This is a genomic window from Streptomyces sp. NPDC058632 (genome assembly GCF_042717095.1).
GTDB lineage: Bacteria > Actinomycetota > Actinomycetes > Streptomycetales > Streptomycetaceae > Streptomyces.
This window is the reverse complement of the sequence record NZ_JBHXQZ010000019.1, coordinates 42,055-57,022: the sequence shown is the minus strand read 5'-3', so window position 1 is coordinate 57,022 and position 14,968 is coordinate 42,055. Positions and strand designations below refer to the sequence as shown.

The window sequence follows — 14,968 nt, the reverse complement described above, 5'->3', positions numbered from 1 at the left end:
GTCAGACTGATCGAGTCGAAACCGTACTCACCGAACTCACCGTCCACGTCGATCTCGTCGGCCGGAACCTTCAGCTGCGCCGACACCTCCGCGACCAGTGCCCGACGGGCCGTTTCCATCGGGTCGGGCGTGCCGGGAGTGCGGTCGGCCGCACCGGTGGCGCCCCGCGGAGCGGACTCGGGGCCGCTCCGGGCGAGGTGCGCGGCGAGCCGGGCAGGTGTGGTGTGTTCGAAGAACACGGTCGGTGCCAGGCTCACACCGAAGCGGTCGCCGAGCCGGCCCGCGAGCTCGGTCAGACTGATCGAGTCGAAACCGTACTCACCGAACTCACCGTCCACGTCGATCTCGTCGGCCGGAACCTTCAGCTGCGCCGACACCTCCGCGACGAGGGTGCGCTGCCACATCTCCTGTGTCTCACGGACCGACGGACGCGGCGTGCCGGCGGCGGGGACCGAGGACGCCTGCAGGGGAGTCGGGGCCTGGGCGGGAGCGGAGCCCGGCGTGGGAGGGGCGAGGACGGCGGAAGCGGCAGGCCGGTCGATCTGCGCCGACAGGCGGGTGAGCAGCGGCTCGCGGTCGCCGCAGAGCACGAGCGTGTGCCGGCGGCCGCCAGCGGCAGCGGCCGTCAGCGCCCGCAGCGCGTCCCTGGTGCCCAGCGGGGTCACACCCAGGTCGCGCAGCCGGGCCAGCACCGCGTCGTCGACGCGCATGCCGCCGTCCGCCCACAGTGGCCAGCCGATCGACAGGGCGCGACCGGACCTGGCGCCCCGCGCGGCCAGTTCGCCGCGGTGCGCGACATAGGCGTCCATGAAGCCGTTGGCCGCCGCGTAGCTCGCCTGCCCCACGTTGCCGAGCGCGGCCACGGTGGACGAGAAGACGATCAGCTGGTCCAGCGGCTGGTCCGCGGTGGCCTCGTCCAGGTTCACCAGGCCCGAGGTCTTGGGCGCGAGGACGGCGCGCAGTTGCTCGTCCGTCTTCGTGGCGAGGTAGCCGTCGTGGAGCACTCCGGCGCAGTGGACGATCCCGTGGATCGCGCCGTGGCGTGACACGACGTCGGCGACGAGGGCGTCGACGGCACGGCGGTCGGTGACGTCGGCCCTGCGGTACTCGACCACGACGCCCGGCGCTCCGACAGAACCGAGCTCACGCAACCGGGCGGTGTCGGGTTCGGAGCGGCCGACCAGGACGATCGTGCCCCGGCGAAGGGTCCGGGACAGCTCTTCGGCGACGATCCGGCCCAGTCCGCCAAGTCCACCGGTGATCAGGTGGACGCCGCCTTCGCGCCACGGGGTGGCAGCGGTGTCCCCGGCTTGCGGGTGCGGGAGGAATTCCGCCAGTCGGCGGACGTATCGCCTTCCGTCGTGGTGGCGGATGTCGTGCTCGGCGTGGTCGCGGGCGTCCGCGTCGATGGCTCCGGCGAGCGCGGCGGCGGACGTGGGGTCGGTGTGATCGAAGCGGTCGAGGTACTCGACGCACTGGGTCCGCAGCCAGGGATGTTCGAGTGCGGCCGTGCGCAGCAGGCCGGACACACCGGTCGGTACCCGGGCGGCCGAGGAGCCGTGGCCGAGGACGACGAGCTGCACGAGGCGCTCGCCGGTGGCGCCGCGCTCGGCGACGCGGGCGCGTATCCCGCTCAGCAGGGTCTGCGTCAACCGCAGGTACTCGGCGTCCAACGGACGATCAGCGACCGGTTCGAACGTCCGCAGCTCGGCGCCCGGGGGCAGCAGCGCGGACAGGGCGCGTACGGAGGAGCCGGTGAGACCGGCGCCGACCAGCCACACGTCGTGGCCGTCCGGGACGGCGAGCGCACCAAAGGGCGCGGCCCGCAGCTCCCATCGCGGCTCCAGCGTCAGCACGGTGCCGCCGGTCGTGTCCGGCGCGGGCGTCCGGTCGGCCGCGGCCGCGCCGTCGCCGGTTCCGGCACCGCGCCGGGCGGTCCCCGACACGTCGCGGGCCGGGTGCAGCCAGTAGGGGTCCTGGGCGAACGGATAGGTGGGCAGGGAGATCCTGCCCGGCTTGTGCCCGTCCGCGAACAGCAGCTCGAACGCGACGGCCCCGCCCTGCGCGTACTGCTCTGCGAGCGATTCCAGGTGGCGCGGATCCGTCTGCTCCAGCGCCGTCCCGTCCGGCTCCCGCTGCGGGCGCTGCGGCTTGTTGTCACCGGTCCTGACGGCCGGCGCGCTGCCGGAGTCCAACCAGGTGCGCAGCGTCCGGACGGCCTGCCCCGGAGTGTTCGCCACGTAGGCCAGGCGGTGGCGGAAGTGCTTGCGGCCCCGGAGCAGGGTGGCGCTGAGGTCCCGCAGGCTCTCCCCGGGGTGGCCGTCGATGTGGGCGACGAGCCGACGCGCCTGCTCCCGGAGCTGCGCGGCGGTACGGGCGGACAGGACGATCAGACGGGCGCCGTCCTTCGGCCGTCGCGCGGGGGCCGCGGGCGCTTCCGCCAGTACGAGGTGTGCGTTGGTCCCGCTGTAGCCGAACGAACTGACCGCGGCCAGACGGGGCCTGTCCCCGCGCTGCCAGGAACGCGTCCGGGTGTTCACGTAGAACGGGGTGCCGTCCAGGTCGATGTGGTTGTTGAGCCGCTCGTGCTGGATGGTCGGGGGCAGTGTCGCGTGCTCCAGCGCGAGGATCGCCTTGATGGAGCTGGCCACACCGGCGGCGCACGCAGTGTGTCCGATGTTGCTCTTCACCGAGCCCAGGGCGCAGTGGCCGCGCCGGTCGGTGTGTGCCTCGAAGCTCCGCACGAGGCCCTCGATCTCCACCGGGTCGCCCAGGGCGGTGCCGGTGCCGTGCGCCTCGACGAGTTCGATGTCCGCGGGGTCGATGCCGAACTTGTCGTACACGCGCCGCTGGAGCTGGGTCTGTGCCTCCGCGCTGGGGGCGGTGATGCCGTTGGACCTGCCGTCCTGGTTGACGCCCCAGCCCTTGATGACGGCGTGGATGCGGTCGCCGTCCGCCTGGGCGTCGGCCAGCCGCTTGAGGAGCAGGACGCCCACTCCCTCCGCGGGTACGAAACCGTTGGCCCGCTCGTCGAACGCGTAGCAGCGGCCGTCCGGGGACAGGGCCCGCAGCTGGCTCATCGCCACATGCACGCCCGGCCCGGGTATGACCCATACACCGCCCGCCAATGCCGTGTCGCTGTCGCCCAGGCAGAGGCTGTCGCAGGCGGTGGCGATCGCCACCAGGGACGACGAGCACGAGGTGTCGATGGAGAGGCAGGGACCCTTGAGGTTGAGCGTGTAGGAAACGCGGCTGGCGAGGACGGCGCTGTTGGTGCCGAGGTTCTGGTGGGCGTTCAGCTCGGTCTCGTCGAGCCTGCCGCCGTAGCCGTTCACCGAGCAGCCGACGAAGACACCGCACTGCGTGCCGGAAAGGGCCTCGGGGTTGTAACCGGCCTCTTCTATACAGCGCCAGCTCTCCTGGAGGAGGACACGCTGCTGCGGGTCCATGTACTCCGCCTCGCCGGGCGAGATGTTGAAGAACAGCGGGTCGAAGTGGTGGGCGTTCTCCAGCACACCCATCCACTTGCTGTACGACTTGCCGGGCGTGCCGGGACGCTCGTCGTAGTACTCGCCCACCTCCCACCGGGAGGGGGGTACCTCGGACACGCAGTCACGGCCCGTGAGGATGTTCTGCCAGAACTCGTCGAGATCGTCCGCCTTGGGGAACGCCCCGGACATGCCGATGACGGCGATGTCGACGAGTTCGATGCCGCGCCCGGCCGGCCGGTCCGACGTCACGGGCTCGGGTACCGGCTGCGGTGCCGGGGCGGGTACCGGCTGCGGTGCCGGGGCGGGCGCGGCTTGCGGCACCCGGGCGGGCGCGGCGAGCTTCACGCCCAGCTCTCCCGCCAGGTGCCGGGCCAGTTCGCCGATGGTCGGGTGGCCGTAGACCGTCGTCGCGGAGAGCGAGAGTCGCAGCCGGGTGTTGATGGTCCGGGTCCAGGTGACGCCCGTGATCGAGTCCAGACCCAGCTCCACGAACGGCGTGTCGTCGTCGAGATCGGACTCGGCCAGCTCCAATTCCCCGGCGAGACTCGCCCGCAGCCACGTGGCGAGTGCGGTCTCGGCTCCCACGGAGGTCTGCGGCCGTACCGCGGAGTCCGGTTCAGCCGTCGTCTGCGACCGGATCTCCTCCCCGGCCGCGGCCCGGGCGTCCGGGGCGGTGGAGAGGGCTGCCGCCGACGCCCCGGCGGCAGGGGTGCCGTCCGGGGACGACGAAGCGCCGGTCTCCCCGAGCAGACCCACGAGGTGGCCCGCCAGCTCGTCGACCGTGGGGTGGCTGTAGACCTGGGTGGCGGAGAGCGACAGGCCGAAGTGCGTGTTCAGCTTGCGGGTCCAGGTGACGCCCGTGATCGAGTCCAGACCCAGCTCCACGAACGGCGTGTCGTCGTCGATCGCCGACTCGTCCAGTTCCAGCTCCGACGCCAGACTCTGGCGTAGGTGGGCGGCAATGCCGTGCTCTACGGAGAGGGAACCGCTCGGGGCAGCCGAGGGCCCAGAGGTCGTGGCACTCATCAGATCTCCCATGGCGCCCTCGATCAGGGCGGACAACTGGCCGAACGTGGGGTGACCGAAGACATCGGCCATCGTGAGAGAAAGCCCAAGGGAGCGGTTGACCTCGCGCAGCCACACGACGCAGCTGATCGAGTCCAGCCCCAGCTCCACGAGATGCACGTCGTCGGAGCCCGGAGCCGCTTCGGTTCCGATGACGCCGGTCAACGATTCGCGCAGGAACCGATGCAGATCACTATTGGTCGGGATCTTAGTACGCGGTTCGGACATCATCCATCAGCGCCCTCTGCGAACGCCCCGCGTCCGCCGTCGTCCGACCCGGTCCGTGGAACCATGCGGTCGATGTGCCGTCCCAGCGAGGCGTTGAAGGTGTCGGGCGCCTCCAGCATCACGAAGTGCCCCACACCCTCGACCAGATCCACCTCCACTCCGTACCTGTGTGCGGCGGCGAGGTCCGTCGGCATCCAGGAGGTCGAGTTGACCAGAACCAGCGGGACGTCGAAGTGCTTCGGCACGTCCTGCAGGTACGTCAGCATCTCGCGGAACGCGGCCGAGACGATCGCCCCGCCCACCTGCTCGCGCGTGCGCTCGACCAGCTCGATCAGCTCCTGTCGCGGTGTGTCGAGGAACAGTTCCCCGGCCTTCACCGGCTGGTCCGAGAACGACTGGACGAAGCGGTCGAGCCGAGCGGCGTCCAGTCGCTCGGGGTCGAGGTTGTGGAGCGTGTCCACGCCGATCATGCCCTGGACCGAGCCTCCCAGCAGCGGCGCGGCGGCCAGCATCACGGGCCCGCCCAGCGAGTGACCGATCAGGACCACGTCCCTCACCCCGGCGTGCTCGACGACGGCCACCACATCCTGGGCGAACGCCTCGACGGTCCACTTCCGCCGGTCCTTGCCCGACCGGCCGTGCCCGGCGAGGTCCAGGGCGATCACGGTGAACCGCCCCTCGAAGGAGGGGATCTGACGGTCCCAGTACGACGCGTCACAGCCCAGGCCGTGAATGAAGACCAGTGCCGTGGGGCCGCTGCCCCGGACCCGGTAGTGGATCCGGGTTCCGTCGGCCGACCGCGCCTCGGCCGCACCTGCGCTCCCGGCCGCACCTGCGCTCCCGGCCGCGGTCGCGGTCGCGGTCGCGGGGAGAGTCGCGGTCGTCGGCAGGGCCGCGGTGGTGCGGGGCGCGGGCGCGTCCATCGGCTTGCGCGCGATGATGCCCACATGCTCCATGTCGGGGCCCGGAGCACCGTACGCCCCTCGGTCCACTCCCACGGCGCCGAAGAACCCGGCGCGCTCCACGACGAACCCGGCCGCCTCGCATTCCCTTCGGAAGACATCGGGGTCGATGGCGTTGATCAGGTTCGGCCCGCCGACGACATGGGCCGGGTCGAAGTGCGCGGCGACGTCGTCGATGTACCCGGGCCACGGGTCACCCGCCCGCTTGCGCTCCTCGTAGTCGGCGGCCTTGGAGGCCCAGTACCCGAAGTAGGGCGAGTCGGTGCTCAGGAACACCTTTCCGCCCGGGATCAGCCAGCGGAACATCTTGCGCAGTATGAGCCGCACCCCGTCGGGGTCGAGGAAGTGCATTACGCGGCCGGCGTGCACGGCGGTGAAGCGCCCGTCCTCGAAGTCGACGTCGGGCAGGGTGCCCCGTCGCAGGGTCAGGTGCTGCCTGCTCTCGTCGTTGACGCGCTGTTCGAGGATGTCCAGGTGCTTCTGTTCCATGTCCAGTGCGACGACCCGGGCCCCGCGTTCCAGGGCGGCGATGCTGGCGACACCGTAGGCGCAGCCCATGTCCAGCACCTCCCCGCCTCGCTCGCCGGCGAAGTCGGCGAAGTCGGCGGAGTAGGGGATCAGGTGTTCGACCATGACGCCCGTGCGGTTGAGTGTGGCGACCACGCCGCCGAAATCGATGGCGGCGGCGGACTTGAGATCCTCCAGGACGTCGTGCTCCCTGGTCACCGCGATCGGTGCCCTGGACGGGGCGGCGGTCTCGGGTGCCGTCGGCTCCTGCGACGTGAGCGGCGTCAGGGACACCGTCCTGCGTCCGTGACGACGTTCCTGGCTGCCCCGGCCTGCGCCACGGTCGCCCGGACGGACGTCGAGCCGGTGCGGCATCTCCGCCAGATCGGTCAGTACGACGGGCTTGGGCGATGGCGTCCGGGTCTCGTCGACGGGACGTGGCGTACCGGCCGTAGCGAGAACCGCGGCCTTCGGCGCAACCGTGACCGTCGGGGCCGGCGCCGGCGTCGGCGGGGAGACCGCCGTGGTGGGGCCGGGCCGTTCACCGGCCACCCAGTAGCGGTTCCTGGCAAACGGATACGCGGGCAGGCGCAGCCTCGTGGGACGGCTTTCGCCCGGCCGGGCGCCCGGGTGCGGGATGGTGTGGCCCGCGACGTAGCGCTGGGCCAGGTCCACGAGTGCCTCACGGCGGTGGGCGAGGTCGAGCCGGTTGTCCAGGGAGTCTTCCAGGCGGGTCCGGATGTGCTCGGTGTCCGCCTCACGGGCGGTGAAGTCCCGGGGCACCGTGCCTTCGAACCACGCATCGGCGCGCGCCGGGCGGTCGGGCCGCGAGTGGCTCCCGGCCGTCCAGAGCGCGAGAGCCTCATCGAGGGAGCTCACGACGACGGCGCAGCGGTGGCGGAAGTGATGCCGTCCGGTGAGCAGCGTGGCACTGAGTCGCGGCAGGTCGGTGTCGCTCAGTGCGCCGGTCGCGATCCGGTCGGCCAGCCGGCGGACGACCTGCTCCAGGGCCGTTTCGGTCTTCGCCGAGAGCGGCAGCAGGTGGTACGGCTGTGCCGGGACGGCCGGCGACGGCCCGCCGGTGTACTCGCGTACGACCACGTGGGCGTTGGTGCCGCTCATGCCGAAGGCGCTGACTGCGCCCGTGCGGGGCCTGCCCGGCGGCGGTGTCCACTCCTTGGTCGACTTGTTGACGTAGAAGGGGCTCTCGCTCCAGTCGATGTACTCGTTGTCCTGCTCGCAGTGGAGGCTCGCCGGGATGGTGCCGTGACGCAGTGCCTCCGACAGGCAGATCAGGCCGACCAGACCGGAGGCGGCGAAGGTGTGGCCGACGTTGGTCTTGGTCGAGGTGAGGGCGCAGAACCCCTGCTTGTCGGTGTGCGGGCGGAACGCCTCGCGCAGGGCGTTGACCTCGACGGGGTCGCCCAGTCTGGTCCCCGTTCCGTGGGTGACGATGTAGCCCAGGTCCTCGGGATCGACCCCGCTCCGGCGGTAGACGGTCTCCAGCAGCTCGCGCTGTGCCTCTCCGGCGGGGGCGGTGATGCCGTTGGTCCTGCCGTCGTAGTTGATGCCGCTGGCGGTGATCACGCTGTGGACGGGGTCGCCGTCGGCCTCGGCCCGGTCGAGCGGGCGGAGCACCAGCGCCGTCACCGCCTCGCCGGGCACCATCCCGTCCGCGCGCCGGTCGAAGGTGGCGCAGCGGCCCTCGGCCGACAGCATGCCCGCCCGGTTCATCGCCGCGAGCGACTGCGGGGTGAGGACGAAGTTGGCCGCGGCGACGACGGCGATGTCGCACTCGCCTCGGCGCAGGCTCGCGCACGCCTCGTGCAGGGCGACCAGGCCGGACGAGCAGGACGTGTTGATGGCCAGGACGGGGCCCTTGAGGTCGAGGAAGTACGACAGTCGGGCGGCCAGCACGCCGTCATGGTTGGAGGTGAGGCTGCCGCCGTCCCCGACCAGCAGCTGGTAGTCGCCCTGCTCCACGCCGACGAACACGCCGACGCGGCTGTCCTTCAGCTCCTCGGCGCCAAGGGCGGCGTCCTCCAGTGCCTTCCAGCTCTCCTGGAGCAGATGCCGCTGGCGCGGGTCGATCGCGCGGGCCTCCTTGGGCGCGATCTCGAAGAAGGCCGCGTCGAACTCGTCCGCCCAGTCGATGCCGCCCATCCACGGGTAGTGCTCCGCCGCTTCCTCCTCCTGGTGTGCCGCGGTGGCGCCGAAGCGCACCGGCGGAACCTCGGTGACGAGGTTCTTGCCGTCGGTCAGCGCGTTCCAGAAGTCGTCGACGGAACGGCAGCCCGGGAAGATGCCGCTCATGCCGATGACGGCGATCGGCGCCTCGCCCGGGAGCGGCTCCTGCGGCTCGTCGGTGCTGGTCCGGCCGTTCCCGGAGAACATCTCGCGAGCGCCCCTGAGGGCGGGTTCGACACACGTCCCGGACGTCGCTCGTCCTTCCGCCGGCGCGCCCTCGTCGGACGTGTCGTACCGGTCCGGGTTCTCGCCCCGACCGGGCGTCCCGTGCCCGGCGCCGGTCGCCTCGTCCTCTCCGGACGTCTCGTCAGTTCCCGGAAGCGGCACCACCACGGCCTGCTCGGCCAGGTGCCCGATGAGGCGGCCGATGGTGGGGTGGTCGTACAGGACGGTGGGCAGGAGGCGTATGCCGAGGCGTTCCGACAGCCGGTGGGCGAGCTGTGTCAGCCGGATCGAGTCCAGGCCGAGGTCGACGAAGTTGCTGCCGTCGTCGAGCTTCTCCACGGGTGTCTTCAGGACGTGCGCCACGCTCTCGCGAACCGCTGCCGCGAGTCCCGTGCGGAGCCCGTCGCGGTCGGCCGGGGCCTCCTGGTTCCCGGACGGCCGGGTCACCGTGCCGGCGACGGCGCGGTCGACCAGCGACCGTGCCCGCGTGGCGGAGGCGTGCAGGACGAGGGGGGCGGCGGGAGCGGCCGTGAGGAGGCGCTCGAAGAGCGCGAGGCCGGTATCGGTGGCGAGCGGCTGCTGGCCGCTGGAGTCGAGGTAGGCCGTGACGAAGTCGCGGCCGGACCCTCCGTCCGGCTGCCGCTGGGCGGCCGCGCCCAGCGCGCCCTCCTCCCAGAGGGGCCACTGGACCGCGAGGGTCCGGTGCGGGGACCGGCGCCCGCCCAGGGCACGCGCGTACGCCGCCTGGAAGCGGTTGGCCACCGCGTAGTCGCAGCTGCCGAAGTCGCCCAGAGTGGCGGAGCTCGACGAGAAGTGGCAGACGAACCGCGCCGGGCGCGGGCCCAGCACCCGGTCGAGCGCCCGCTCCAGCGCCAGCGTCCCGAGCACCTTGGCGCCGAGGACGTCCTCGATCGCGTCGCGGGTCTTCTCGGTCAGCGGTACCGCCTGCGCCGTACCGGCGGCGTGGATGACACCGTCGATCGCGCGTACGGAGGACGGCAGACCGTCCAGGAGCCGGACGAGCGTCTCCTCGTCGGTGACATCGGCTCGGCGGCAGACGATCTCTCCGCCGTTACGACGAAGACGCTCCGCCCACACCTCGTCGGTCGGCCGCAGCGGTGAGCGGCCCAACAGCACCAGGTTCGCCCGGTACGCCCCGGCGAGGTGCTCCGCGAGACGGCGGCCCAGACCGCCGAAGGCTCCGGTGACGAGGTACGTACCGCCCTCCCGCAGGGCCGAAGGGCCGTGCGGCGCGGGGAGGTCGACGCTCTCGACCCGGCAGACATGGCGTCGGCCCGCCCGGTAGAGGGCGCCGGCCTTGGACTCCTGGTGCTGTTCGGTGAGGAGCAGGCCGGCCCAGCGTCCGGCGTCCGCGACGCCGTCGTGCAGGACGACGCGCAGGGCGGTGCCGGGGAGCACCCCGGACAGCGAACGCTCGTAGCCGATCAGCGAGTCCAGGGCGGCCTGTTCCACGGCATCGCGGAAGTGCCCGGCCACGAGGACGTCGGGGACGTCCAGGGACGTGGCGGCCAGGGCGCGCACCAGTACACCGACGTCGGTCAGCTCGCGCAGGACGGCAGCGCCGCCGTCCTGCTCGGTGGGCCACAGGTAGTGGATGGCGTCGATCCGGCCGTGTGCCTCGGCGACGGTGGCGAGCACGCGTCGCCAGCTCCGCTCGTCGCTCCGGTGCACCGCGTGGGCGGAGGCAGGGGCGGTCGGGCCGCTCGTCTGCTCGACGAAGACCAGCCGGGCGCCCGGCGCGTGTTCGCGGGCGGCACGCCGGTATGACTCCTGTGCCGCGCGGTCCGTGAGGAAGACCAGGACGTTCTGCCCGGCGGACGCGGCTCGGCCCCGTCCGTCCCGGCCGGCCCGCTCCGTCTCGGGATCGCAGGGTGCCCAGCGCTCCTCGAAGAAGCGGGGCTCCGACACGTCGTCGGCCGACGGCGTGACGCGTTCCCGGCCGGTGACGTGTGCCCGGGACGTGCCCTGGGAGGCATGCGGGGCCTCCGGCCCGTCCGGCTCCCCGGACAGCCAGTAGTACTCCTCGCTGAAGGGGTACGTCGGCATGCTGACCCGGTGCGGCCGCCGGCCGCTGTCGTACAGCAGGTCCCAGTCGACCGGATCGCCCGCTTCCCACAGCCGCGCCACCTTGTCGAGCCTGCGCTCGGCCAGCCACTGCCGGACGAGACCTCGTCGGTCCTCGTCGTCGAGCAGGGACGACGGCGCCGCACCGGCACCCTCACGCACGGGCGTGTCCGTACGGTCGGCGAAGTCCCTCAGCGCGCCGATGAGCTCGGACACGGTGTGGACGACGAAGGCCGTCCGCTCCGCCAGGGCGGTCCGCCCGACCTGGAAGGTGAAGGCGATGTCGGCGAGGCGGGGGGCCGTCGACCGGGCTGTCTCCTCCTCGGCCAGTCGGTGCGCGAGGTCGCGTGCGTACCGGCGCAGGTTCTCGGTGGTCCCTGCCGACAGGGGTACGAGGTGGGGTCCGGCGAGTACCGCGTCCCGGTCTGCCCGGGGCGGGGCCTCCTCCAGGATGGCGTGCACATTGGTGCCGCCGATGCCGAAGGAGCTCACCGCGGCCCGCAGTGGTGCGGCACCGGGCGCCAGGGGCGTGAGGCGGTCCACCACGTGGAAGGGCGAGTGTTCGAAGTCGATCTGCGGGTTGGGGGAGTCGTGGTTGATGGTCGGCGGCACCGTACGGTGGCCCACGACGAGGGCCGTCTTGACGAGTCCCGCGAGGCCCGCGGCGGCGTCCAGGTGGCCGAGGTTGGACTTCACGGAGCCGATGCCGCAGAAGCCGGTCGCGTCGGTGTGCCGTCGGTACGCCTCGGACACCGCCATGACCTCGATCGGGTCGCCGATCACCGTGCCGGTGCCGTGGGCCTCCAGGTACCTGACCGACTCGGGGTGGATGCCGGTCCTGTCGAGGACCGAGGCGACCAGCTCGGACTGGCCCGCGACGCTGGGTGCGTAGTAACCGGCCTTCCGTGCTCCGTCGTTGTTCATTCCCACGCCGCGCACCAGCGCGTAGATGTGGTCGCCGTCGCGGACGGCGGACACGGCGTCCTTGAGGAGGACCACCACGGCCCCCTCGCCGCCGATCATTCCGGTCGCGTCCGCCGAGAAGGGCTTGCAGTGCCCGTCGGAGGAGAGCGTCATGCCCTCCTCGTACAGGTAGCCGACGGTGTTCTCGCCGTACATGCCGCAGCCACCGGCCAGGGCGTGCGTGGTCTGCCCGGAGAGGATGCCCTGGCAGGCGAGCGCCAGCCCGGCCAGTGAGGACGAGCAGTTGCTGTGGACGTACAGGCTGGGACCGCGCAGTCCGAGCTTGTGCGAGATGGTCGTCGGGATGGTGCCGGGCTGGGCCTGGAGGAAACCGACCAGTGCCTCCGAGTCCCGCCGGGTGTCACGGCCTGCGACGGGGGCCTGGTAAAGGGCGTTGCTGGTGGACATGTAGACCGCCGCGTCCGCGACGTCGCCCGGCAGGTGGCCGGCGTCCTCGATCGCCTTCCACGAGTGCTGGAGCAGCAGGCGCAGCTGAGGGTCCATCAGTTCGGCGTCGCGCGCCGAGACCTGGAAGAAACCCGGGTCGAAGAGGCCCTTGCCGCGCATGCTGGCGCGCACGGGCACGTGGGCGGGATCCTGGATCAGCCGTTCGTCGATGCCGAGGCGGCGCAGCTCGTCCGCCGGGCAGAGCTCCACGCTCTCCTCGCCCGCGAGGAGGTTGCGCCAGAACTGGTGGTGGTCGTCGGCTCCGGGCAGTCCGACGGACATACCGATGATGGCGACGCTGTCCGCGAGGTACGCGGGCGGTTCGGCGTGGGCGGCGGTGTCGCCCACGGTGATGCCGGCCTTCCTCCCGTCGGTGCCGGTGCCGGTGCCCGCGGCCGGGGCGGGGGCCGGGACCTCGGCGGCCGGGGCCGGTGCCGCGTTCAGAAGGGTGCGCAGACGGGCGCCCGTCCCCCGCGCGTGCGCGCAGCGGAAGACATCGGCCGCCGTGAAGGGCACGTCGAACCGCTTGGCGACGCGATCGGCGAGCAGCACCGCCAGCACGGAGTTGCCGCCCGCCTCCAGGAAGGCGTCCGTGGGCCGGAGGTTGTCGACGCCCAGCACCTCACGCCACAGGGTCAGTACGTCCTCCTCCTCCGGGGCCGCCACGGCGACGGCGACGGCCGGCTCCTCGGGCAGCGTCACGGGCCGTCGTGCCAGCGTCAGGCGGTCGACCTTGCCGTTCGGGGTCTGCGGAAGCCTGTCGATCGGGAGGACGAAGGCCGGAACCAGGTGGTCCGGCACGCTGCGGCCCAGGTGCTGGAGCAGTTCCCGGGAGGTGACGTGCGCGACGCCCGGGGTCCGGGTCCAGTACGCGACCAGCTGGGTGCCGCCGTCCGCCGTGCCGGCCCTGGCGACGACGGCGCACTCGCGCACGGCCGGGTGCCGGGTCAGGACGTGCTCGATCTCGCCGAGTTCGACGCGGAAGCCCCGGACCTTCACCTGGGAGTCGATACGGCCCAGGCACTCGATGGTGCCGTCGCCGAGCCGGCGCGCCAGGTCCCCGGTCCGGTACATCCTGCCGCCGGGCGGGAAGGGGTTGTCGGGGAACCGCTCCGCGGTCAGTCCGGGCTTGTTGAGGTAGCCGAGGGCGAGTCCGGCGCCCGCGACGCACAGTTCGCCGGGTACGCCGACGGGGGCGATGCGGCCCTGCCCGTCCACGATGTGGATCCAGGTGTTGTCGATGGGGCGGCCGATCGTGACGCGCTTGTCCGCCTCGATCCGTGCCACCGTGGACCACACCGTCGTCTCGGTGGGCCCGAAGAGGTTCCAGACCTCGCAGTCGAGCGCGACCAGGCGTTCCTTCAGCGTCTCGGACAGCGCTTCACCGCCGCACAGGACACGGACGCGTTCGTCGTTGGTCCAGCCCGAGTGGAGCAGCATCGTCCAGGTCGCGGGTGTCGCCTGCATCACGGTCGGCCGTACGCGGGCGATCAGCTCCGTGAGCCGCCCCGCGTCGCGGGCGGTGGCGGCGTCGCTGAGATGACACTGCGCGCCGGTGATCAGTGGCAGGTACAGCTCCAGGGCGGCGATGTCGAAGCTGTGCGTCGTCACCGCCAGGATCCGGTCGTCCGCACGCATCCCCGGCCGATCGGCCATCGCGCACAGGAAGTTGGTGAGCGCGCTGTGGGGCACCACCACGCCCTTGGGGTCGCCGGTGCTGCCCGAGGTGTAGATGACGTACGCCGGGTCGGAGCCGGTCACCCGGCTGCCCGTGTCCGCGCCGGTCTCCTGGAGGGCTGCCCCGTCGTGGTGCGCCCGGCCGGGCTCGGGGCCCGTACCGTCGATCAGGAGCACACGGCGGCCGGTGGCCTCGGCGCCCGGGTCGAGGTCCCGCAGCTGCCCGTCCAGCGCCGAGACGCTCAGGAGCACCTGCGGCGCGGCGTCGTCGAGGATGTACGCGATCCGGTCCCTGGGGTACGTCGGGTCGAGCGGGATGTACGCGCCGCCGGCCCGCATCGTGGCCAGCAGCGCCACGACCAGTTCGGGCGACCGCTCCAGGTAGACGGCGACCAGGCTGCCGGGGCCGACGCCGAGCCCGCGCAGCCGGGCGGCGAGCCGGCACGAACGCTCGTCCAGCTCCGCGTAGGTGAGGGTTTCGGCCCCGCCGGTGAGGGCGATCGCGTCCGGGGCGCGGGCGGCCCGCTCGGCGAACAGTTCGTGCACCCACCGCTCCGGGCGGCTCACCGCGGTGTCGTTCCACTCCACGGTGAGGGTGTGCAGTTCCTCCGGCGACACCAGCGAGCAGTCGTCGACGGGTTGTGCGGGTGCCGCGGCCGGGACGGTCTCCAGCAGGTGCACGTACTGGCGCAGCAGCCGGTCGGCCGTCCCCCGGTCGAACAGTGCCGGGTCGTACTTCCAGTTGACGGCGTACCCGTCCTCCGCTCCGTGCGGTTCGACGACCTCCAGGACGAGTTCGTACTCGCCCTCCTGGCGGATGGCCTCGACGTGGGTGAAGGAGGGGGTGTCCGCGGTGACGTCCTCGTGCCAGTCCTGGTACATGAAGGCGTGGCTGAAGACCGGCGCGGAGCCGTCCGTGGTGCCGAGGCCGAGCTCGCGGACGAGCGGCCCGAACGGGTAGCTGTGGGCGATGCCGTCGAAGAGCGTCTTCTGGACGTCCTTGCACAGGTCGGCGAAGGGCTGCCGGCCGGACATCCGGCTCCTGACGGGCACCATGGTGACGAAGTGGCCCACGGTGTCGTCGAAGCGCGCGCCGGTGCGGTTGCTGACCGGCATGCCGACCACGATGTC

2 protein-coding genes (1 of these 2 cut by a window edge) are annotated in these 14,968 nt (G+C 72.2%); both read right to left on the bottom strand.

Annotation, left to right across the window (positions count from 1 at the left end; translation table 11 throughout):
* On the bottom strand, positions 1-4,787 hold a 4,787-nt coding region (locus ACFWVE_RS10165; RefSeq protein ID WP_384010249.1), incomplete at its 3' end, for an SDR family NAD(P)-dependent oxidoreductase.
* A protein-coding gene (locus ACFWVE_RS10160; protein ID WP_384010247.1) for an amino acid adenylation domain-containing protein crosses the window boundary here: on the bottom strand, positions 4,784-14,968 show its 3' end. Its footprint extends 12,909 nt past the window's final position; 10,185 of the gene's 23,094 nt are visible here — the last part of the coding sequence; its start codon lies off the right edge, out of view; its stop codon occupies positions 4,784-4,786. The genes ACFWVE_RS10160 and ACFWVE_RS10165, both read right to left, overlap by 4 nt.